Annotated in this window: 24 protein-coding genes and 2 tRNA genes; 8 read left to right on the forward strand and 18 right to left on the reverse strand. The window is 61.0% G+C overall.

Annotated elements, in window-relative coordinates:
* The first annotated feature begins 10 nt into the window (after positions 1-10).
* Positions 11-86, forward strand: a tRNA-Thr gene (locus BW967_RS07345).
* A 63-nt stretch (positions 87-149) separates the two neighbouring features.
* Here BW967_RS07345 and BW967_RS07350 read toward each other — a convergent pair.
* The 9 genes from BW967_RS07350 to BW967_RS07390 are packed head-to-tail and all read right to left on the reverse strand — an operon-like array spanning position 150 to position 4,764.
* Positions 150-701, reverse strand: coding sequence for a flagellar basal body-associated FliL family protein (locus BW967_RS07350; protein ID WP_076484413.1), 552 nt, complete (start codon positions 699-701; stop codon positions 150-152).
* Between the two features lie 12 nt (positions 702-713).
* A complete protein-coding gene (flgH, locus tag BW967_RS07355; RefSeq protein WP_076484414.1) occupies positions 714-1,439 on the reverse strand; it encodes a flagellar basal body L-ring protein FlgH in 726 nt (241 codons plus the stop codon).
* Positions 1,440-1,450: 11 nt separating this feature from the next.
* Positions 1,451-1,879: a flagellar basal body P-ring formation chaperone FlgA gene (gene flgA / locus BW967_RS07360; RefSeq protein ID WP_076484415.1), complete on the reverse strand. Its 429-nt coding sequence runs from the start codon at positions 1,877-1,879 to the stop codon at positions 1,451-1,453.
* Positions 1,879-2,664, reverse strand: coding sequence for a flagellar basal-body rod protein FlgG (gene flgG / locus BW967_RS07365; protein ID WP_076484416.1), 786 nt, complete (start codon positions 2,662-2,664; stop codon positions 1,879-1,881). The genes flgA and flgG overlap by 1 nt, the downstream gene beginning before the upstream one ends.
* Before the next feature lie 17 nt (positions 2,665-2,681).
* Positions 2,682-3,395 carry a flagellar hook-basal body complex protein gene (locus tag BW967_RS07370; protein ID WP_076484417.1) on the reverse strand — a complete coding sequence of 238 codons (714 nt, stop codon included), beginning with the start codon at positions 3,393-3,395 and terminating at the stop codon, positions 2,682-2,684.
* Positions 3,396-3,398: 3 nt separating this feature from the next.
* Positions 3,399-3,665, reverse strand: a complete 267-nt coding sequence (locus tag BW967_RS07375) for a flagellar biosynthetic protein FliQ (RefSeq protein ID WP_076484418.1) — start codon at positions 3,663-3,665, stop codon at positions 3,399-3,401.
* Between the two features lies 1 nt (position 3,666).
* Positions 3,667-3,960 carry a flagellar hook-basal body complex protein FliE gene (fliE, locus tag BW967_RS07380; RefSeq protein WP_076484419.1) on the reverse strand — a complete coding sequence of 98 codons (294 nt, stop codon included), beginning with the start codon at positions 3,958-3,960 and terminating at the stop codon, positions 3,667-3,669.
* Between the two features lie 19 nt (positions 3,961-3,979).
* Positions 3,980-4,372 (reverse strand): flagellar basal body rod protein FlgC, encoded by a 393-nt coding sequence (flgC, locus tag BW967_RS07385; RefSeq protein WP_076484420.1) that lies wholly within the window; start codon positions 4,370-4,372, stop codon positions 3,980-3,982.
* Between the two features lie 5 nt (positions 4,373-4,377).
* Complete coding sequence (locus tag BW967_RS07390) at positions 4,378-4,764, reverse strand: FlgB family protein (protein WP_076484421.1); 387 nt, start codon at positions 4,762-4,764, stop codon at positions 4,378-4,380.
* A gap of 104 nt (positions 4,765-4,868) precedes the next feature.
* Here BW967_RS07390 and BW967_RS07395 point away from each other — a divergent pair, with 104 nt between their 5' ends.
* Positions 4,869-6,191, forward strand: a complete 1,323-nt coding sequence (locus tag BW967_RS07395; RefSeq protein WP_076484422.1) for a FliI/YscN family ATPase — start codon at positions 4,869-4,871, stop codon at positions 6,189-6,191.
* A gap of 66 nt (positions 6,192-6,257) precedes the next feature.
* Here the strand turns inward: BW967_RS07395 and BW967_RS07400 are convergent, their stop codons facing one another.
* The 5 genes from BW967_RS07400 to BW967_RS07420 all read right to left on the reverse strand — a co-directional run bounded on the left by BW967_RS07400 (position 6,258) and on the right by BW967_RS07420 (position 11,030).
* Positions 6,258-8,579: a hypothetical protein gene (locus BW967_RS07400; protein WP_076484423.1), complete on the reverse strand. Its 2,322-nt coding sequence runs from the start codon at positions 8,577-8,579 to the stop codon at positions 6,258-6,260.
* Positions 8,576-9,445, reverse strand: a complete 870-nt coding sequence (gene motA / locus BW967_RS07405; protein ID WP_076484424.1) for a flagellar motor stator protein MotA — start codon at positions 9,443-9,445, stop codon at positions 8,576-8,578. Before motA ends, BW967_RS07400 begins: the two co-directional genes overlap by 4 nt.
* A gap of 62 nt (positions 9,446-9,507) precedes the next feature.
* A complete protein-coding gene (locus BW967_RS07410) occupies positions 9,508-10,128 on the reverse strand; it encodes a MotE family protein (protein WP_076484425.1) in 621 nt (206 codons plus the stop codon).
* A complete protein-coding gene (locus BW967_RS07415; RefSeq protein ID WP_076484536.1) occupies positions 10,125-10,526 on the reverse strand; it encodes a hypothetical protein in 402 nt (133 codons plus the stop codon). Before BW967_RS07415 ends, BW967_RS07410 begins: the two co-directional genes overlap by 4 nt.
* Before the next feature lie 12 nt (positions 10,527-10,538).
* On the reverse strand, positions 10,539-11,030 hold the full coding sequence (locus BW967_RS07420; protein ID WP_076484426.1) for a flagellar basal body-associated FliL family protein: 492 nt from the start codon (positions 11,028-11,030) through the stop codon (positions 10,539-10,541).
* Positions 11,031-11,109: 79 nt separating this feature from the next.
* Between BW967_RS07420 and fliF the strand changes: the two genes are divergently transcribed.
* The 4 genes from fliF to fliP are packed head-to-tail and all read left to right on the forward strand — an operon-like array spanning position 11,110 to position 14,426.
* Positions 11,110-12,816, forward strand: a complete 1,707-nt coding sequence (fliF, locus tag BW967_RS07425) for a flagellar basal-body MS-ring/collar protein FliF (protein WP_076484427.1) — start codon at positions 11,110-11,112, stop codon at positions 12,814-12,816.
* The gene (locus BW967_RS07430; protein ID WP_076484428.1) at positions 12,813-13,421 is read left to right on the forward strand and encodes a FliH/SctL family protein; all 609 of its coding nucleotides are present in this window, start codon (positions 12,813-12,815) and stop codon (positions 13,419-13,421) included. Before fliF ends, BW967_RS07430 begins: the two co-directional genes overlap by 4 nt.
* The gene (locus BW967_RS07435; RefSeq protein WP_076484429.1) at positions 13,414-13,686 is read left to right on the forward strand and encodes a FliM/FliN family flagellar motor switch protein; all 273 of its coding nucleotides are present in this window, start codon (positions 13,414-13,416) and stop codon (positions 13,684-13,686) included. The genes BW967_RS07430 and BW967_RS07435 overlap by 8 nt, the downstream gene beginning before the upstream one ends.
* 2 nt (positions 13,687-13,688) lie before the next feature.
* A complete protein-coding gene (gene fliP, locus BW967_RS07440; protein WP_076484430.1) occupies positions 13,689-14,426 on the forward strand; it encodes a flagellar type III secretion system pore protein FliP in 738 nt (245 codons plus the stop codon).
* On the opposite strand, the gene msrA is transcribed toward fliP, so the two are convergent.
* The 3 genes from msrA to BW967_RS07455 form a co-directional block, all read right to left on the reverse strand.
* Entirely contained in the window at positions 14,417-14,914 is a 498-nt protein-coding gene (gene msrA / locus BW967_RS07445) for a peptide-methionine (S)-S-oxide reductase MsrA (protein WP_076484431.1), read from the reverse strand. The two genes, fliP and msrA, sit on opposite strands and share 10 nt — an antisense overlap.
* A gap of 1 nt (position 14,915) precedes the next feature.
* A complete protein-coding gene (gene msrB, locus BW967_RS07450; RefSeq protein ID WP_076484432.1) occupies positions 14,916-15,362 on the reverse strand; it encodes a peptide-methionine (R)-S-oxide reductase MsrB in 447 nt (148 codons plus the stop codon).
* 95 nt (positions 15,363-15,457) lie between these two features.
* Positions 15,458-15,533, reverse strand: a tRNA-Lys gene (locus BW967_RS07455).
* A 106-nt stretch (positions 15,534-15,639) separates the two neighbouring features.
* On the opposite strand from BW967_RS07455, the gene dapF reads away from it, so the two are divergent.
* Both dapF and mtaB read left to right on the forward strand, forming a co-directional pair.
* A complete protein-coding gene (gene dapF, locus BW967_RS07460) occupies positions 15,640-16,473 on the forward strand; it encodes a diaminopimelate epimerase (protein WP_076484433.1) in 834 nt (277 codons plus the stop codon).
* Positions 16,470-17,729, forward strand: a complete 1,260-nt coding sequence (mtaB, locus tag BW967_RS07465) for a tRNA (N(6)-L-threonylcarbamoyladenosine(37)-C(2))-methylthiotransferase MtaB (protein ID WP_076484434.1) — start codon at positions 16,470-16,472, stop codon at positions 17,727-17,729. The genes dapF and mtaB overlap by 4 nt, the downstream gene beginning before the upstream one ends.
* On the opposite strand, the gene BW967_RS07470 is transcribed toward mtaB, so the two are convergent.
* Positions 17,726-18,073 carry a hypothetical protein gene (locus tag BW967_RS07470; RefSeq protein ID WP_076484435.1) on the reverse strand — a complete coding sequence of 116 codons (348 nt, stop codon included), beginning with the start codon at positions 18,071-18,073 and terminating at the stop codon, positions 17,726-17,728. The two genes, mtaB and BW967_RS07470, sit on opposite strands and share 4 nt — an antisense overlap.
* Positions 18,074-18,077: the final 4 nt, after the last annotated feature.

An 18,077-nucleotide genomic window follows, 5' to 3' on the forward strand; every position in this document is an offset into this window, starting at 1 on the left:
GCGCCATCACGCCGGTGTAGCTCAGCTGGTAGAGCACGTCATTCGTAATGATGGGGTCGGGGGTTCGAGTCCCTTCACCGGCACCAGAAATCAGGAAAGGCTGGAACCTTTTACGGTTCCAGCCTTTTCCTTTTGCGTGGCGCGGGATCTTATTTCGTATCTTGCCGCACGATGTCTGAGACGAGCACGCCCAGCGCGGCATCGCCGATCACCATGCGGACTGCTTCAAGCATGGTGCGGCGCAGGTCGGCCATTGTGGCGGTATCGGTGAAAGCGCCGTTGAAGCCGCCTGCATTGGCATGGTCAAACAGCACTTGCAGAAGTGAATCGCGGATCTTCGGTTCGGCGGCATAGACCTTTTCGGTGCTGCCCAGCGTCACTTCCAAGCTCAGCGACAGCACCACCAGCGAGGCGACTTGGCCGCCGTTGATCACTGGCACCACGAATTGGTTGTTCAGCTTGACGAATTCGGTCGTGGGTTCGGCTTCGTGCCCATCGCCTTCCTCGCCGTGCGTATCGGCGGCATGGGCGTCGGCCTTCGGAGCGGCATGTCCGGCGTCGGCGCCTGCCCCATGCTCGCCCCCGCCTTCGGTGGCGACTTCTTCCGGTGCGGGGGGTGGCGGCCGCAGGAAATAGCCTGCCGCACCGCCCCCCAGAAGGCCAATCAAGGCTAGGATGATGGGGAGGATTTTCATCAGCATCGGGCGGACTCCTTAGAACGGCAGCAGAATATCGGCGATTTGTTGGCCATAGCGGGGTTGCTGCACATCGGTGATCTGACCGCGCCCGCCATAAGAAATGCGTGCTCCGGCGATCTTGTCATAAGTGATTTCGTTTTGGCGGCTGACATCCTCGGGGCGGACAAAGCCGGTCACGACAAGTTCGCGGACCTCAAAGTTCACCCGCACCTCTTGCACACCTTGAATGCGCAGCACGCCATTGGGCAGGCGGTCAAGCACCGTGGCGGCGACGCGCAGCGTCAGCTTTTCATTGCGCGCAACCGTGCCATCGCCCGAGTAGGAGGACGAAGAGCCGGTTTCATAGGCGTTGGCGGTGGTGGCCCCTTCGGGCAAGCGCGCATCAAGCCGCTGCGGAATGCCCATCATTGACGGCACGCCCATCGTATCCGAGCTAGAGCGGTTGCGCCCGGTGGAGTTTGAAATCTGGGCGCTGTCGTCGATTTCGATCACCACGGTCAGAATGTCGCCGCGGCTGGCGGCGCGCCGGTCTCCCAAAAGCGAGCCACGGTTGCCCGACCAGAGCGAGGCTTCACTCGCCGCCGGTTGGCCCTCGATGCTGTCGGGCATGGGGGTGGAGGTCATGGCGAAAAATTCGTTGCCGCCTTCCACCGGGTTGAACTCTGGGGCTTTGCCGACCTGCTCAATACGCCCGCAGTTGGCAAGCGAGAGGGCGAGGAGGGCAATCATCAAGGGGCGCATGAACGAGGCTCTCATTGGGATTGGACATAAGCGACACCATCGGCGCCGATCGTGGCAAAGACGGTGGATTTGGAGGTGACGTTCATCACCCGGATCGAATCGCCGATGGCGCCGCGATCCAATGTGCGCCCCTCGGTCATGATGCTGAGCCCACGGCGCTGATAGGCGAGCGAGATCATCTGATTGCGTTCGACCACCGCGGGCGGGGTCAGATCTCCAGCTTGAATCGGTCGCCCGGGATAGATGGCCACGCGGGTTTCAAGGCCGATGACCTGATCCAGATCGCCGATGGCACCGGGAATAGTCTCTTCCGCCAAGGTGACATCTTCGGGAGAAATGACGCTTTGCGCGCGTAAGGTGCGCAAAGCGACGACCGATCCCGCCTCGGCAACTGTGCCAAGCGTGAAGCTGGCCAGAAGGGCAAGCGCGATTCGTTTCATCAGCGCACCTGCGTGGTGGCTTGCAGCATTTCATCGGCGGCGGTGATGACCTTGGCGTTCATCTCATAGCCGCGTTGAGCTTTGATCAGTTCGGTGATTTCGCGCACCGCATCGACCGAGCTTTCTTCCAGATAGCCTTGGCGCACCGTGCCCAGCCCATCTAGGCCGGGGGTAGAGACGGTGGGCGGGCCAGAGGCTTCGGTTTCCAAAAACAGGTTCGAGCCAATCGCCTCGAGGCCCTTTTCGTTGGTGAAGCTGGCTAGCGTGATTTGGCCCAGAAGCTGCGGCTGCACCTGATTGGTGAAATAGGCATAGACCTCGCCATCGGCGTTGATCGCGATGGTGCGCGCATCATCGGGAATGGTGATGCCGGGCACCAGCGGATAGCCATCGGAGGTGACGACTTGCCCATCGGCAGAGCGTTTCAGCCCTCCATCGCGGGTATAGCCCGACACGCCCGAGGGCAGGGTCACTTCAAGGTAGCCATAGCCATCAATCGCCAGATCAAGCTCACCGCCGGTTGAGGTAAGCGAGCCTTGCGCAAGGTTCACGCTGACCGCGGTCGGGCGCACGCCCAAACCAAGCTGCACGCCTGCGGGAACAATGGTGCCATCATTGGCCGTGACCGTGCCGGGCCGGGTGGCTTGCTGATACATGAGATCGGCAAATTCGGCGCGCCGGGCGTTGTAGCCCGTGGTCGACATGTTGGCGAGGTTGTTCGAGATGACCTCGACCCGCATTTGCTGGGCGCTCATCCCGGTGGCGGCGATCTGCAAGGCGCGCATGGCTCTCTCCTAATTCTTTACTTGAGCGTCGAGATGACGCTACGGATCCGTTCGTCCTCGCGGTCGAGGAAGTTTTGGCCCATCTCATAGGCCCGCTGCACTTCGATCATCCGCGCGATTTCTTTCACCGGATCGACGTTCGATTGTTCGACAAAGCCCTGCAAAACGCGGGCGTTCTCGGCCTCAAGGGTGCCATCGGGCACGGCGAAGCGGGTGCCGGCTTGCAGGCTGATGGTGGTGGAGTTTTCGGGCAGGTAGAGCCCGATTTGGGCGAGCGGCGCGCCATTGACGGACATGGTGCCATCTTCGGCCATCGCGATTTCGCCCTGATCGGCGGGGATGAAGATGGCCGAGCCGCCATTATCGAGCACGCGGAAGCCTTCGGGGGTGACCAGTTCGCCCGCGGGTGAGCGCATAAAGCTGCCTGCACGGGTCAGTTGGTTGCCCTCGGGCGTTTCGATCATGAAGAAGCCTTCACCCTCGATCGCGAAATCGAGCGAGCTGCCGGTATTTGCCAAGGGGCCCTGCTCGAAATCGACCAGCTTGCCGTGGGCATAGGCCATCGAGAGCGACGGCTCTTGCCCATCAAGCGAATCGACATATTCGGCAAAGACCACGCCTTCGCGCCGAAAGCCGGTGGTCGTAATGTTGGCCATGTTGTTGGCCACCACCTGCATTTCCCGCATCAGGCCCGATTGGCGCGACAGGGCCGCGTAGATCGAATTGTCCATGGCTCAGCTTCCGATGATGAGGGGGATGATCCGGGCGGTGTAAAACTCGACCAAGGATTTCGACATGAAGGACATCGAGACCCAGAACACCACGAGCATGGCGCCGACCTTCGGCACGAAGGTCAGCGTCATTTCCTGCACCGAGGTCAGCGCTTGAAACAGGCCGATGGAAACCCCGGCCACAAGCGCGACGATCAGCATGGGCGCCGAGATCATCACGGCGACCCACAGTCCTTCGCGCATGGTGTCAAAGAAGACGAGGTCTTCCATGTTACACCGGCATCCGCAGGATTTCCTGATAGGCCTCGACGACCTTGTTGCGCACCGTCACTGCGGTTTCCACCGCCAGTTCTGTCTGTGCGAGCGCCTGCACAAGGGCATGCGGATCGGCGCTGCCAAGCATTGCGGCTTTGGCCGTTTGCTCGCTTTCTTGCATGGTTTCCATGAAGCTCGTGGCAAGGCTGCCAAGCGTGCTTTGCTGGGAGTTGCCGCTGCCGGCTTGCGGCGCCGCGGCGGATCGGGCCAGTGCATAGCCCTGAGTCGCAACAGAAGATTTGATGTCCATTCTGGACCTCCTTCAGGTTTCAACGACGCAGCAGATCAAGCAGAGCCGACGACATTTGCCGGGTCTGATCGAACATTCGGAGGTTCGCCTCATAGCTGCGTTGCGCTTCGCGCGCGTCTGCGATTTCGACCACCAGATCGACATTCGAGCCGTCGTAGTAGCCGTTCTCATCGGCCATCGGGTTGCCCGGATCATAGATGCGGGCCAGTTCCTTCGGGTCGAGTTGCACGGGACCGAGTTGAACCTCGGCGGCACCGTTGTCTTGCGACACCACTTCCTCGAAGCTGGTCACCTTGCGGTGGTAGCCGGGGGTGTCGACGTTCGCGATGTTTTCCGAAACGTGGCGCAAGCGCATGGATTGCGCTTTGAGCCCCGAGGCGGAAACGGAAAGGGTATTGGAAAAGTCGCCCATGATCGTCAGCTCCGGCCAAGGCTGGCGCGCAGCACGTTGAGGGAAGACTTGTAGATCGCCAGTGCAAGGTCGTGCTGGCGCTTAACCTCGACAGCTTTCACCATCTCATCTTCAAGCGAGACGTCATTGCCATCGGGCGAACTGGCGCCGGGGTTACGCACCTGCGCGACTTCGACTCGATGCGCGCCATCCGCGCCAAGATGCCCGGATCGTGTGGCCCGCATCCCTTCGCCATGCTCACTGCGATAGGTTTCTGAAAAGTCAGAAACATCGCGCGCCTGGTAGCCGGGCGTATCGGCATTGGCGATATTTGTGGCGATGGCACTTTCGCGCAGCGCGGCCTGCCGGGCCATGCCTTGCGCCATCTGAAACATTTCTAGTTTACCGAACATCGGGGTTTCTCCTCCGAGCTATCAACCAACGATTAAGGGAGAATCGTTTAAAAACAGTTTCGAGAAGACGAGCTCGATACGGCTCGGTAACCATGGAGGCCAGAATGGCGTTGGGTGGCTTGGAGATGTTGCAGGCGGAGATCGCCGAGGTCGGTGCGGTGCATCCGGTCGGCCGGGTTTTCGAAGTGGGCAAGGGCACGATTGAAGTCAGCGGCCTGACGATGCGCGCGACCCTAGGGGATCGCGCACAGATCCATTCCCGTGGTGGTGCGCGATTCGATGCCGAGGTTATCTCGCTGCGGCGCACCTCTGTGACGCTTTTGGCCGATGGTGCCGTGGAAGGTGTAGCGATTGGCGACCGGGTTGAACTACTCGGTCAGGCCGGTATTGCGCCTGATAATTCTTGGGTGGGTCGGATCGTGGACCCGTTTGGCCGCCCGCTCGATGGCCGCCCGCTCTTGCGCGGCCCTGTTGACCGCAATGTCCGCGCCACGCCGCCTGCCGCTGCTGCGCGTGGGCGCTTGGGCGGTCGGGTTGAAACCGGGCTTGATGTTTTCAACACGCTTTTGCCGCTGGTGCGTGGGCAACGGATTGGCCTGTTTGCCGGGTCCGGCGTTGGCAAATCCTCACTGCTGGCGAAATTTGCCAAGGGCGTGGAAGCCGATGTTGTGGTGATCGCACTGATTGGCGAACGCGGGCGCGAGCTGCGCGAATTCGTTGAAAAGACGCTGGGGCCAGAGGGCATGGCGCGCGCGGTGATTGTGGCTGCTACCTCTGACCAATCTCCGCTGGTGCGCCGCCGCTGTGGTTGGGCGGCGATGTCGGTGGCCGAACACTTCCGTGACCAAGGCAAGCATGTGCTGTTTCTGGCCGATAGCGTCACCCGTTTTGCTGAGGCGCATAGGGAGGTTGCCTTGGCGGGCGGCGAACCCGCCAGCCTGCGTGGCTATCCGCCCTCGACCTCGCATCAGATCATGTCTTTGGCGGAACGCTCCGGCCCGGGGCTTGAGGGCACGGGCGATATTACGGCGGTCTTTTCGGTTCTGGTCGCGGGCTCCGATATGGAAGAACCTGTGGCCGATATTTTGCGCGGGACGCTTGATGGGCACGTGGTGCTAGATCGGGCGATTGCCGAGCGGGGGCGCTTCCCGGCGATTGACCTGTTGCGTTCGGTTTCGCGGTCTTTGCCCGATGCGGCGACCCCGCCCGAAAACGCGTTGATCGCCAAGGCGCGCAAGCTCTTGGGGGCTTATGATCGGGCCGAGATGATGATTCAGGCGGGGCTTTATACCTCTGGTAGCGACCCGCTGATTGATTCTGCGATCCGGGTTTGGCCCGCGCTGGATGGGTTCATTGCCCAAGACGCGCCCGATGCGGTGCAGGGCAGCTTCACCCGCTTGGCGCAGGCGCTTCAAGCCGCAGGCTGAAAAGCGCAACAGACACGAAAAAAGGGCCCGCAAGCGGGCCCTTTTTTATGCGCGCGGAGGCGCGGGTTACTTCATATCTTGCATCAGCTTTTCAAAGGCTGCGCGTTCGGCCTCGCTTTGGGCGATCAGCTTTTGTGCAGCGGCCAGCGGGCCCAAAGGTGCTGCATCCCGGTCTTGCGCCGGGGGGGCGGTGTCGCTGAAAAGTTCAAGAAACTGCCGTTGTGCCTCTGAACCGCCATCGGTCACTTGGTCCCAATTGCCTGCGCGCCAGGCGGCTTCCAGCCGCGCTTCGGTCGCGCCCGCTTCGGCAAAGGCGGCCTCGGCGTTTTGATGCTGGCCTAAAAGGCTAAGCGCCTCGCCGCGCAGAAGGGCTGCCTCTTCGCCTTGAAGCCCGACCAGATGCGAATAGGCTGCCGCCGCATCGCGCCCCGCAAGGGCGGCACGTGCCATGGCCAACCGACCCGGCTCACTGCGCCGGGTTGCCGGTGACAGAACTGCCCGTGAGGAAATATCGAACCCGCTTTTCGACAGCCGCTCCGAAAGCGCGATCTGCACTCCGGGTTCCAATTCTTCCGGGCTCCATTGCGGGCGGAAACGGAAGAAGGTTTCGATGAACATCTGCTCGTCGGGCAATTTCGCCAGCATGGCGAGCAAATCGTTTTGGGTATCGCGCCGCAGCGTTTCATCGAGGGGCTCTTCCCAGCGTTCGAGCGCCTCAAAAGCGGGGTCGAATTTTGCGGTTGAGGCGTTGCCCAGAATCTCGACCCGGGTAAGCTTATCGCCCATGTCGCTGCCGCCGAGCTGCTTGGCTAGGGCGCTCGCGTTCTCGACCTCATTCTTGGGGATGGCGATCCCTTCCGAGAGTTTGGTCTCAACCGATAAAATCAGCGCTTCAGCGGCGATCTCGGAATGCGATTCGGCGACTTTATCAAGCCGTTCGGTGGCGTCTTCGACCCGGCCTTCGGACAGATCAATCCGCGCATCCATGTATTCGAGCGAACTGCGATGTTCCGCTGGCGCGCGCGCCAGCATCGAACGCACGGTTTGCGCAACATCTGCCGCGCCAACTTCGATCAAACGGTCACTGAGTTTCGGGCCAATGAGGTTCCGAATCGGCGGGGGCAGGGCCGAATAGGCGCGCAGAACGGCACCAAAATTCACGGTTTCCCGCTGCGGCGGTTCGGGTTGCGCAACGAGCGCCCAAAGCGCAACGCGGCTGTCACAGGCGGTGAAAGCCTTGAATGCGGGATAGGGGTCGGGGGTGTTGCCATCGACCACATCTGCCAAAATGGTCAGCGCGGGATTGGCCTCTTCTTCCAGCCCGAAGGATTTGAACAGGGCCTTTGCTTCGGTGCCGAGGCCGAGCGCGATATAGACCTTTGCCAGATGTTCGACCGCGCGTAGCCGCGGCTTATCGAATTCTGCCAGAAGATCGCGTCGGGCATGCGCGATCTGTACCGAAGGGGCTTCCTCGGTCAGCCAAGATTGCAGATCAAAGTCGGCATCGCGCGGGCAGCTATGACCCGAATCTGCCAGTCGCCCCGGCGCGAAATGCGCCGAGGAATCCCGGTCGATTACGGTTTCTGCTTGCAAGGCAAGATGTGATTCATCCCTGCCGGGATGGCCTTCGATATCATGGCCCTCTGTCGGGGTACCATGCGCGGGTTCTGTTGTGGGCATGTCATGCCCTCCCGCTTCATGCCCATCTGTCTGATGCGGGTCTGCAACTGGATGCTTGGGCATCTGCATGGTGATCAGACCCTGAGACGCAGCGCGCCCCAATTCGTCAATCAAAGCAATCTCAGCCGCGCTGATCCGCCCATCGGGGAAGGCGACGTTTTCCGTTGCTTCACCGGGTTGCGGTGCGGGCTTTGGGGCGGACGGCGGGGCAGGTTGCGCTTCGGGCCGCATTTGAGTCGGTTTATCGGACCAATAAAGATCCAGATAGCCAAGCTTTGGAGCCGGGCGGTAGGAATGATCCGGCGCGGTGATCTGCGGCTTGGGGGTGCCGGGCTCGAACGGTTCGGGCTCGGCCCCATCGGCGATGTCGACCACCACCGCGCCAATCGGCAGTTGGAAGACTTCAAGATGCACATCCGGCGTGGTTTCAATAAAGACCGAGCGGGCATCAATATCGGCGGAAATTGCCTGAATCCGGGTTTTCGGGATCAGCCGAAACACATTGGCAAGGTTGAAGCGGGTGCGCGGCGGCGCGGTGAGCTTATAGCCCCCCTCCACACGTTCCGTGCTCCAGTCGGTGCCGGGCGGGAACATGAAGACCAGCCGGGAGAAATCGGCGTGTTCGCCAGAGCGCACGTCAATCTGTTGCGCCGCAACCGGGCTTGCCACAACCAGCAGCCCGGTGAGGACGAGGGCGAAGAACCTCATGCCGCCTCCGATTTCACCGCCTTGAGCGCCTCTTCGAGTTCCGAGAAACTGGGCCGGATGTGATGCGGCGTGTTCTGACGGCCGACTTCGATGCAGATGTTGGTGGCGTGGTTGTGCAGGTTGGCCACCAGCACTTCACGGATCAGCTTGTAGAAATTGGCGTCTTCATCGACCACGGCTTTGATACGTACCGCGAAGGGGCCAATGAACCCATAGGCGAGGAACACGCCCAAGAACGTCCCCACAAGCGCGCCGCCGATCATTTTGCCCAGAATTTCGGGCGGCTGGTCGATTGAGCCCATGGTTTTAATCACGCCGAGCACGGCGGCCACGATCCCAAGCGCGGGCATAGCATCCGCCACCGATTGCATCGCGTGGCTTGAGTGCATGGCGTGGTGATAGTTCGCCTCGAGCTGCTTTTCGAGCACCTCTTCGACCTGGTGGGGGTCGTCATAGTTCATCGAGGCCGAGCGCATCGTATCGCAGATCAATTCCACCGCTTCGTGGTCATGTACAATTTTTGGGTATTTCCCGAAAATTGAGGAATTTTCTGCATCCTCGATATGTTCTTCGATCGCGACCGGGTTTTGCCGGGCGAGTCGGATCAGTTCAAACAGCAGGCACAGAAGGTCGCGGTAGTCCCCGGGCTTCCATTTCGGGCCCTTGAACACCTTTCCCACATCCTTGAGCGTATGCTTGACCGAGGCCCCGTCATTCGAGAGCAAGAAGGCCCCCACCGCAGCGCCGCCGATCATAATCATCTCAAAGGGCAGTGATTTCAGAATGATCCCCATCTTGCCCCCGGCAGCCACGTAGCCGCCGAAGACCATGCCAAAGATGACGACGATCCCGATAATGCCGATCATGTCCGTTCTCCATTCATACGGAGCGACTGTGCCAGATTTGGCTTAACAAATGCTCTGCAAGGTTATTCCTGCGGTGCGCCCGCATTACGCCCGGCCATGATCACCGAGATCGAATAGGCAACCTGAGGTTCAAGCGCCGCCATCACCGCCGCAGAAGCATCCGGGCGCATCCGCGCAAGGAAGCCAGCGGCGAAGTCCGGGGCCATCGCCGCAAAGAGCGGGGCCGCTTCTTTCGGTTTCATGCTCTCATAGACGGTGACAAGTCGCGCCACATCTTCATCGGCGGCTTCGTCGGCCATGGTCACGGTTTGCGCAAGGTTGCGCTCCGCCTCAACCAGCGAGGCCAGCCGTTCTTCGATTCGCCGCTCGGCCAGCGTGATCGCTTGCGACCGATCCGTCAGAAGTTGTTCGCGCTCGCCTAGTTTTTTCTCGCGCGCTTGCACTTCCTTGAGCATCAGCATGACGCCCGGCTCGGAAACGCAATCGCCCGCAGTTTCTTGCGGTGCGTCATGCGCCCCGGTGCCGGTCGCGAAAGCTTCTGCGATCCCGGTGCCAAAACGAATCGCTCCCGAGACGGCAAACAAGCTCGCGATCAGCACCAAGCTGCCGCGTCCGAACCGTTTGCGCGACTTTTTCTTCGCCGGTGCTTTGGTCGGTTGTTTGGCTGCTTTGGCGGGTTTCATTCCGCGGCCTCCAGATCCGACGGACGCAGCCGACGGCGCAACACGCGTTGGTGACGGCGGGCATCCGCAGCGGGTTCCGGTGCGGGCGGCGGCGCGGGGGCTGCCGCGGCGGGGGCCGGGGTTTGGTTCATCGTGGCGAGCAACAGTTCAAGCCGTTGCGTCGCTTGTTCGGCGCGTTCGGTCACCGTGCGAAGCTGCTCGGCCGAGCTGGCCGAAGTGGCTTGCGCCCGGTTCAGCGCCTTGGTCATGTCATCAACCTGCGCGGACAGCACGGCGATTGCGCCGCCCATGCCGTTTTCCAGCTGGTTGAAGCGTTTCAGACGGCGGGCCAGAACCATGCAGTAGATGGTCGCACCCAGCGCGCCCAGACCCATGAGAATATCGGCGGTATACTGCAGCATCTGCCTCTCCTAGTTCAGCACGAATTCGATCACGAGCAGGTCGTTGACCTTGCCCTCGCCCACAACAACAAGCACCCGGCGCAGCATTTGCGCGCGCAGACGCATTAGCGAAGAAGGGTCTTCGAGATCCTTCACCTCAACCGCACGCAAGAAGCCGTTGAGCACATCAAGCACCCGGGGTTTCACCAGCTCGACTTCCTTTTGGTAGTTGAGCGGCACTTCAAGTTGCGCGGTAAAGCGGAGGTGGCGGCTGCCACCACCCGGCAGCGAGATCACCATCGGATCCAGCGCCACAAAGGCGATCTCCGGCAGCGGCTCGGGTTCAGGTTCGGGTTCATGCGCCGCCGCGCCCTCTGCAGGGGGCGGGGCAAGAATCATCCCGGAGTAAATGGCAAAGAATGCGCCGCCGCCCAAGACGAGCATCAGCACCAATCCAATGATCAGCGGCAGCTTAGATTTCTTCTTTGGCGCTTCTTCGCCTTCAGCTTCTGGCTCGGCCATGGCGGTATCCCGATTTCTTCGTTCTTCCCCGATATAGACCGGCACCCACTAACCGATTGTTAAGGGCGATCGGAGAAAGATGCTTTCGACGACGGGGCAGAAGCCCGCTCGAAGGAGGTGCGTCTTGCAACAACTCTTGGCCCTTTGGCAGGGATTAGACACGCTAAAGCGTGCGGTCGTAATTGGTGCGACAGTTCTCATGTTTGCAGCTGTATTGGCGCTTTCGAGCTTTGCCTCGAAGCCTGACATGGCGCTTTTGTATGCGGGGCTCGAGGGGCCGCGCGCAGGTGAGGTCGTGACCGCGCTGGAAGCGCGCGGCGTGCTTTACCAAGTGCGTGGCGATTCGATTTACGTAGAATCGACGCGGCGTGATGAGCTGCGGATGTCGCTTGCGGGCGAAGGTCTTCCGGCAACCGGGGGCGCGGGCTACGAATTGCTCGATTCGCTTTCGGGCTTCGGCACAACCTCGCAAATGTTCGACGCTGCCTATTGGCGCGCGAAAGAGGGCGAATTGGCCCGGACCATCGTTTCGAACCCGATGATTCGCCAAGCGCGCGTGCATATTGCGGCGCCTGCTGCGCAATCTTTCCGCCGCGATACCCATGCTAGCGCTTCCGTCACCGTAGTGACGGCCTCGGGCGGGCTTTCGCCCACCCATGCGAAGGCTTTGAAATTCCTTGTGTCTTCCGCGGTTCAGGGCATGTCGCCTGATGATGTGTCGATCATCGACAGTGTCTCGGGGCTGATTGCGACCGGCGATGAAGTCACCGGGCAAGTGGCGGGCGATCGTGCCGAAGAGCTGCGCAAGAATGTCGAGCGGCTGCTTGAGGCGCGCGTGGGCTATGGCAATGCGGTGGTCGAAGTTTCCGTCCAGACCGTGACCGAACGCGAAGCGATCACCGAACGACTGATTGATCCGGGGAGCCGGGTTCCGATTTCGACCGATGTCGAGGCGCGCTCGGATAAATCCGACGATACCAAACCGGGGGCGGTGACCGTGGCGTCCAACCTCCCGGCGGGGGATGCGGGCAATGGTGGCAAATCGCAAAGCCAATCGAGCGAATCGCGCGAGCGCACCAATTACGAAGTTTCTGAAACCACCCGCGAGGTGCTGCGCACCCCAGGCGACATCAAGCGGCTGACCGTTGCCGTGCTGGTGGATGGGGTCGAAGGCACCGATGCCAATGGTGTTGCGGCGGTCGTGCCGCGCTCGGATGAAGAACTCTCGGCGTTGAAAGAACTGGTGGCCTCTGCCGTTGGCTTTGATGAAACGCGCGGCGACGTGATCACCATTCGGTCGATGGCCTTTGAGCCGATCACCGATCTGGGCACCGAAGCCAGTGCCAGCATGTTTGCCTCCTCTCCTCTGGATGTGATGCAGCTGATCAAGATTGCTGTGGCCGCGATTGTGGCGCTGGTGCTGGGTCTCTTTGTGATGCGTCCGATCTTGGCGCAGCGGGCTGCCGCAGCGGCTGAGGCTGAACTGGGCGAACTGCCCGGTGGTATGATCGGTGCCGAAGGCATCCCGAGCTCTGATGGAACGCCTGCCCTGACGGGTGAGATTGCGGAGGATGATATGCCGATTGGTAACATGGCCGTGGTGTCCGACTTCGATCTTGGCGACATGCCGATGAGTATGGGGATGGGCGACTTCGGTGGCGGCTTTGGTGGCGATAGTGACAACGCCGATCCGGTCGCACGGCTCAAGAAACTGATCGAAGAGCGTCAGGCCGAATCGGTTGAAATCCTGCGGGCTTGGATGAACGAGGCGGAGGAACGCGCATGACGCGTCGCGGTATCCAACTTGAATCCTTCGAGGTCGAGACCGCGCCGCAAGAGCCGCAGATCGAGATCGACCCGCGTGCCTTTGAGGAAGAACGGCTTGCCGCTTTCGAAAAAGGCTACACGGCGGGTTGGGATGATGCCGTGGCCGCGCAAGCGGCCGAAGGGGCAAAGCTGCGCGCGGAACTCGGCCAGAACTTGCAGGAACTGTCCTTCACCTATCACGAGGCTCGCCAGCAAATTCTGGCCGCATTACGCCCGCTGTTGATGGGCATCGCGACCAAGATGCTGCCCGAAATGGCGCGCCAAACGCTCGCGCATATGGTGGTGGAGCAGCTTGAGCCCCTGTCCGAGCAGGCGACCACCGTGCCAATCGCCGTTGTGGCGAACCCGGCCAGCCTGCCGATGATCGAAGAAGTCATGGCCGATCGTGCTAGCCTGCCCCTGATCTTTCAGGCCGAACCCACCTTGGGGGAGGGGCAGGTGTATCTGAAATTCGCCGAAACAGAGACGCGGATCGACCTCGACGGGGTGATCGGCGCAATCGGTGCCGCAATCGAAACCTATTTCAGCGCCAACCAAGACCCGCAGGAGGCCGCTCATGGATGATATGCCCCAAACCGCGAACCCGTTTTCGCAAGTGCCGATCGAAATCACCATTTCTGTCGGCAAGGCGCGTCCGCTTGTGCGCGACCTGCTGCGCATGAAACGCGATTCGATCTTGCCGTTGGATCGTCGGGTGGAAGACCCGGTCGAGCTTTACGTGGGCGACAAGCTGATCGCGCGTGGCGAGTTGACCGAGATGGAAGGCGATTCGAACGGCCAATTGGCTGTGCGGCTCACCGAAGTCGTTGATCTGCAAAATGGGCTGTGAAAATGGCCCGTCACTACAGACTATTAACGTTAATCGTTGGTGTCTTTCTGCTCGGCACGCTCCCTGCGGGCGCGCAGGCGATCAATATTGACCTCGGCGGCGAGGGGTCGTTGACCAATTCTTCGCTGCTGCTCATCGCCGGGATCACGCTGCTCAGCCTCGCGCCGGGCATTGCGATCATGGTCACGTGCTTTCCCTTCATCGTCACGGTGCTGTCGATCTTGCGCCAAGCGATGGGGTTGCAGCAATCGCCGCCCAATATGCTTATCGTCAGTCTCGCGTTGTTCCTGACCTGGTACATCATGGAGCCGACCTTCATGGCCAGCTACCAAGCCGGGATCGAGCCGCTGATTGCGGGCAGCATCGACATGATCACCGCCTTTGAGCGTGGGGTGGAACCCTTCCGCATCTTCATGGCGGGCCGTGTGGACCCTGACACGTTCAGCCAACTTTCTGCCCTGCGTGATGGCGTGGCCTTTGAGGGCGAGATTCGCACCGCGCCGCTTTCGATGCTGGTGCCCTCTTTCATGCTGTCAGAGATCACCCGTGCCTTTGAGATTGGCTTCCTTGTCTTTCTGCCCTTCTTGATCATCGACCTTGTTGTGTCGGCGATCTTGATGTCGATGGGCATGATGATGGTGCCGCCCGCGGTTGTGGCGCTGCCCTTCAAGCTGGCCTTCTTTGTCGTGGCGAACGGCTGGGTGCTTTTGTCGGGCGCGCTGGTGCGGTCTTATTCCTGACGCTTGGGCAAGACCCAATCGGGGCGGATGCGGTGGCAGGTGTAGCCATGTGGGAACCGCTCAAGATAATCTTGATGCTCCGGCTCGGCCTCCCAAAACGGGCCTGCCGGGGCAACTTCGGTCACCAGCTTGCCGGGCCAAAGGCCAGAGGCATCCACATCGGCAATCGTGTCTAGCGCGGTTTGCTGTTGCGCTTCATCCAGAAAATAGATCGCCGAGCGGTAAGACAGCCCGTGATCATTGCCCTGCCGGTTCAGCGTGGTCGGGTCATGGATCTGGAAGAAGAACTCCAACAGCCGCCGATAGCTGATCTCCGCCGGGTCAAAGACGATCTCAATCGCTTCAGCATGGGTGCCGTGGTTGCGATAGGTGGCATTGGCGACATCCCCCCCCGAATAGCCCACGCGCGTGTTGCTCACGCCGGGCAGTTTGCGGATCAAATCCTGCATGCCCCAAAAGCAGCCTCCGGCCAGAATCGCTTTTTCCATCTTAGTCCTCCAGCAGTGCCAGATAATCGCCGTAGCCTTCTTCCTCCATCCGGTCTTTGGGGATGAAGCGCAGGCTCGCGGAGTTGATGCAGTAGCGCAGCCCGCCCCGGTCGCGCGGCCCATCGGGGAAGACATGACCCAGATGGCTGTCGCCATGGGTCGAGCGCACCTCAACCCGGCGCATCCCGTGGCTCAGGTCTTGATGCTCGGTCACATGCGCCGATTCGACAGGCTGCGTGAACGAGGGCCAGCCGCAACCGCTTTCAAACTTATCGCGCGAAGAAAAGAGCGGCTCACCCGAGACAATATCCACATAAAGCCCCGGTTCTGTGCGATTCCAATATTCGCCCGTAAAGGGGCGCTCGGTACCGCTTTCTTGCGTGACATAGAATTGCTCTGGCGTCAGGCGCGCCAGCGCCTCTTCGGTTTTTTCATACCGGCGTGTCATAGGGCCTCCATCCTCGGGAACCGTTCAGATGGGGTGGCACAGAAAAAAGTCCAGCCCCCTAGGGGGATGTGCTTTTTTCGATGTCAGGAGAGTGATGGTGAGCCGTACAGGATTCGAACCTGTGACCCGCTGATTAAAAGTCAGCTGCTCTACCAACTGAGCTAACGGCCCATCACTGGAGCGGGTCTCTAAAGGGGTGTGCCGGGGGGGTCAAGGCCCAAAGCGCGAAAAAATTGCAACACTGGAAAAAACTCGGGCGCGGGTGTAGAGGGCGCGCATGGAACACGCGCCCCTCTCCCCCGCCGGTCGTCGCTTTCTCAAGATGCACGGCCTTGGCAACGATTTTGTGATCATCGACGCCCGGACGGGCGAAAACCCTGTTGTGCCTGCGCTTGCGCGGGCGCTGGGGGACCGTCATCGCGGCGTGGGCTTTGATCAGCTTGCGGTGATCTTGCCCGCTGAAGGAGCAGATTTCACACTGGAATTTTGGAATTCCGATGGCTCAAAGGCGGGCGCCTGCGGCAATGCCACGCGCTGTGTGTCGGACCTTGTGATGCGCGATCTGGGCAAGGATGCGGTCACGCTCTTCACCGAACGGGGCCAGTTGGCAGCCTGTCGGCGGAAAGACGGGCTCGTTTCGGTCAATATGGGCGACCCGATTCTGGACGCGGCGGCGATTCCCGTCACCGCCGACCCGATGGCCTTGCCGCTGCCCGGCGAGCCTGTCGCTGTGGGAATGGGGAACCCGCATTGCATTTTCTTTGTGCCCGATGCCGAGGCTGTGGATGTGGTGGCGCTGGGCCAGAAGGTTGAACACCATCCGCTGTTCCCCGAACGCACCAATGTCGAATTTGCCTCGCTCACCGGGCCGGACCACCTACGGATGCGGGTCTGGGAGCGTGGCGCGGGTATCACGCTTGCTTGCGGCTCCGGCACCTGTGCCACCGCCGTTGCCGCGCATCTCAAGGGGCTCACGGGCCGCAAAGTGATCGTTGATGTTGATGGGGGGCAGTTGGAAATTGACTGGCGCGACGATGGCGTTTGGATGACCGGCCCCACCGCGACGGTGTTTGAGGGCGTTTTGGCGCCCGCATTTCTGGCCAGCCTATGAAGCCGCCCGTTTTTGCCACGCTTGGCTGCCGTCTCAATGCCTATGAGACGGAGGCGATGAAAGAACTCGCCGCAGGTGCGGGGCTCGAAGGGGCGGTTGTGGTCAACACCTGTGCCGTCACCGCCGAGGCGGTGCGCAAAGCCAAGCAAGAGATTCGCAAGCTCGCGCGCGAAAATCCCGATGTGCCGATCATTGTTACGGGCTGCGCTGCGCAGACCGAACCAGAGACCTTTGCCGCAATGGCCGAGGTGACGCGTGTGATCGGCAACCATGAGAAGATGCAGGCCGAGACTTGGGCCGCACTTGCCCCCAAAGGCGCCGATTTCATTGGCGAGACCGAGCGGGTGATGGTCGATGATATTCTGTCGGTCAAGGAAACGGCGGGGCATCTGATTGATGGCTTTGGCCGCCACCGCGCCTATGTGCAGGTGCAAAATGGCTGCGACCACCGCTGCACCTTCTGCATCATTCCCTATGGCCGGGGCAATTCGCGCTCGGTCCCTGCGGGCGTGGTGGTCGAGCAAATCAAGCGGCTTGTGGACAAGGGCTTCCATGAAGTTGTGCTGACGGGGGTGGATCTCACCTCTTGGGGGGCAGACCTGCCCGGCGCGCCGCGTTTGGGCGATTTGGTGATGCGCATCCTCAAACTGGTGCCCGATCTTGCCCGGCTGCGGATTTCCTCGATCGACAGTATCGAGGCGGATGAAAACCTGATGCTCGCCATCGCCACCGAGCCGCGCTTGATGCCGCATCTGCATCTGAGCTTGCAGCATGGCGATGATATGATTCTGAAGCGGATGAAACGCCGCCATCTGCGCGATGATGCGATTGCCTTTTGTGAAGAGGCGCGCAAGCTGCGCCCCGGCATCGTCTTTGGGGCCGATATCATTGCAGGCTTCCCGACCGAGACGGAAGAGATGTTCCAAAACTCGCTGCGCCTGGTCGAGGATTGTGGGCTGACCTTCTTGCATGTCTTCCCGTATTCCGCCCGCAAAGGCACGCCGGCCGCGCGCATGCCGCGTGTGGCGGGGCCGGATATCAAAGACCGCGCGGCGCGGCTGCGCGCGGCGGGGCAGGCGGCGCTTTTGCGTCACCTAGAAGCGGAAGTTGGGCAAGAACGCGAAATTCTCACCGAAGGGCCGCGTTTGGGCCGGACGGAGTTTTTCACCGAGGTCAGCTTTGATCGCGACATGCCCGAAGGCACGCTGATGCGCCTGCGCATCACCGGGCAAAACGGCGAAAGGCTAATCGCTTAAGCCCCGGTTTCCACGCAATGGCGGCGGAAGGCGCGTTTGAGCATATCAAGCTCGGCGCGCAACAGGTCAATCTCTGCGCGAAGATCATCTTCCAGCGGCACCCCGGTGACGATGGTGAAATGGGTCAACGTTTCCTCATCCATGCGGATCAAGAAGGTCTGCACGCCGTCTGACAACAACTCCGGCGGGATCGGCAGGCGCAGCTTCCACTTGCCGTTTTCCATCTTCTCGGCGCTCAGATCGGGCAGGTCTTTTTCGAGATGCGAGACCTGAAGATCGGGCGCCTCGGCTCCCGCCCAGATGCCTTCCCAATGGCCAGCGCGGACGCGCGATTGTTCCAGCATGTCG

Source organism: Rhodobacter aestuarii (genome assembly GCF_900156655.1).
Taxonomy (GTDB): Bacteria; Pseudomonadota; Alphaproteobacteria; order Rhodobacterales; family Rhodobacteraceae; genus Rhodobacter; species Rhodobacter aestuarii.

Bases quoted from the DNA above. Each gene is read 5' to 3' on its own strand.
- BW967_RS07350 (WP_076484413.1), bottom strand. From the start codon at position 701: ATGCTGATGAAAATCCTCCCCATCATCCTAGCCTTGATTGGCCTTCTG.
- flgH (WP_076484414.1), bottom strand. From the start codon at position 1,439: ATGCGCCCCTTGATGATTGCCCTCCTCGCCCTCTCGCTTGCCAACTGC.
- flgA (WP_076484415.1), bottom strand. From the start codon at position 1,879: ATGAAACGAATCGCGCTTGCCCTTCTGGCCAGCTTCACGCTTGGCACA.
- flgG (WP_076484416.1), bottom strand. From the start codon at position 2,664: ATGCGCGCCTTGCAGATCGCCGCCACCGGGATGAGCGCCCAGCAAATG.
- BW967_RS07370 (WP_076484417.1), bottom strand. From the start codon at position 3,395: ATGGACAATTCGATCTACGCGGCCCTGTCGCGCCAATCGGGCCTGATG.
- BW967_RS07375 (WP_076484418.1), bottom strand. From the start codon at position 3,665: ATGGAAGACCTCGTCTTCTTTGACACCATGCGCGAAGGACTGTGGGTC.
- fliE (WP_076484419.1), bottom strand. From the start codon at position 3,960: ATGGACATCAAATCTTCTGTTGCGACTCAGGGCTATGCACTGGCCCGA.
- flgC (WP_076484420.1), bottom strand. From the start codon at position 4,372: ATGGGCGACTTTTCCAATACCCTTTCCGTTTCCGCCTCGGGGCTCAAA.
- BW967_RS07390 (WP_076484421.1), bottom strand. From the start codon at position 4,764: ATGTTCGGTAAACTAGAAATGTTTCAGATGGCGCAAGGCATGGCCCGG.
- BW967_RS07395 (WP_076484422.1), top strand. From the start codon at position 4,869: ATGGCGTTGGGTGGCTTGGAGATGTTGCAGGCGGAGATCGCCGAGGTC.
- BW967_RS07400 (WP_076484423.1), bottom strand. From the start codon at position 8,579: ATGAGGTTCTTCGCCCTCGTCCTCACCGGGCTGCTGGTTGTGGCAAGC.
- motA (WP_076484424.1), bottom strand. From the start codon at position 9,445: ATGATCGGCATTATCGGGATCGTCGTCATCTTTGGCATGGTCTTCGGC.
- BW967_RS07410 (WP_076484425.1), bottom strand. From the start codon at position 10,128: ATGAAACCCGCCAAAGCAGCCAAACAACCGACCAAAGCACCGGCGAAG.
- BW967_RS07420 (WP_076484426.1), bottom strand. From the start codon at position 11,030: ATGGCCGAGCCAGAAGCTGAAGGCGAAGAAGCGCCAAAGAAGAAATCT.
- fliF (WP_076484427.1), top strand. From the start codon at position 11,110: ATGCTTTCGACGACGGGGCAGAAGCCCGCTCGAAGGAGGTGCGTCTTG.
- BW967_RS07430 (WP_076484428.1), top strand. From the start codon at position 12,813: ATGACGCGTCGCGGTATCCAACTTGAATCCTTCGAGGTCGAGACCGCG.
- BW967_RS07435 (WP_076484429.1), top strand. From the start codon at position 13,414: ATGGATGATATGCCCCAAACCGCGAACCCGTTTTCGCAAGTGCCGATC.
- fliP (WP_076484430.1), top strand. From the start codon at position 13,689: ATGGCCCGTCACTACAGACTATTAACGTTAATCGTTGGTGTCTTTCTG.
- msrA (WP_076484431.1), bottom strand. From the start codon at position 14,914: ATGGAAAAAGCGATTCTGGCCGGAGGCTGCTTTTGGGGCATGCAGGAT.
- msrB (WP_076484432.1), bottom strand. From the start codon at position 15,362: ATGACACGCCGGTATGAAAAAACCGAAGAGGCGCTGGCGCGCCTGACG.
- dapF (WP_076484433.1), top strand. From the start codon at position 15,640: ATGGAACACGCGCCCCTCTCCCCCGCCGGTCGTCGCTTTCTCAAGATG.
- mtaB (WP_076484434.1), top strand. From the start codon at position 16,470: ATGAAGCCGCCCGTTTTTGCCACGCTTGGCTGCCGTCTCAATGCCTAT.
- BW967_RS07470 (WP_076484435.1), bottom strand. From the start codon at position 18,073: ATGCTGGAACAATCGCGCGTCCGCGCTGGCCATTGGGAAGGCATCTGG.